Consider the following 1,062-nt stretch of genomic DNA (forward strand, 5'->3'; position numbering starts at 1 on the left):
ACTAAGTGCAGCAGGCTTCGAGCAAGAAGGTATTCACGTTGATCAGGTCTACCTGTCAGGCTCGCCCAAAGTTGGTAGCCCTAAGTGGGTTGAAAAAGCTCAAGTTCTTCTCGCTAACCGAGTGCATAGAGTGGTGTATGAACAAGACCTTATTGCCCGCTTACCGGTAAATCAACAGGCACTGAACGAGTTTAAGTCGATATCCAGCATTGCTCCAGACTTTATCGCGAATTCGATGAACGAAGCAAACAGCCTGATGAACTTCGATACCCTAGGTAGGCAGATCTCACTCGACCACTATGCTAACTATGTTGAGTGGAACGAAAGTGACTCTGTTTCATTGGAACAAATATACTGGTTGAACCTAGCAGATGATCTTTCAATTGCTAAACATGCTTCCTTAAGCCCACTTGATCAGATAAATAATATGACAAGTGTCATTTCAGCTAATACAGAAGACCATTCACAACTAAAAGATGATGGCTACTTCTGTGCAATGATAGCCGCGCTGGAAAATGAACACTAAAGTGACTCGGCTCAAGCCAAAGTGCTTTGAATACACATTTGCGGCGATCTTCTACTAAACTAATAAGGATATAATTAGTTTTGGAGCCTATTTCTTGATTGCAAATCGTGAACAGCTTGTAGAGTCACTTGAAAAAAGTAAAAGCTATCAACACCAGCATCTTGGGCAGATATTACTGCAAACCGGCATTATCACGTCAAAACAGTTAAGCACCGCCCTGCATAAACAAATTGCTGAGGGCAAGAAAGAAATGCTAGGGCATATATTGCAGCGCTTGGGCTACGCTAGCGACCACCAGGTTCGCAATGCACTTTCCTGCTGTCTGGAGATACCTTTTATTCAGCTCGCCGGGTTTGACGTTGATGAACATGCGTTGCAACTAGTTCCTGCCGAGTTTGCCAGAGCACATGCTGTTATTCCCCTCATGGCTCACAAAGATCGCTTAGTCGTGGCGATGGAAGACCCGTCTGATAACGAAACCATCAACCTACTGCATTNTTTATCTGANCAAGTGNNCTTAAGGAAGCATGTTTAGC

The 1,062-nt window shown here is 44.0% G+C and carries 2 protein-coding genes; both read left to right on the forward strand.

The genetic code is table 11. The annotated features are described in order from the left end of the window. Nucleotides 1-526 (forward strand): hypothetical protein (locus A3763_RS28020; protein WP_197482738.1); only part of this gene is annotated, 526 nt, incomplete at its 5' end. Between the two features lie 94 nt (nucleotides 527-620). Continuing rightward, complete coding sequence (locus tag A3763_RS03600) at nucleotides 621-1,061, forward strand: hypothetical protein (RefSeq protein ID WP_068759889.1); 441 nt, start codon at nucleotides 621-623, stop codon at nucleotides 1,059-1,061. Nucleotide 1,062: the final 1 nt, after the last annotated feature.

It is taken from the genome of Oleiphilus sp. HI0128, from assembly GCF_001635365.1.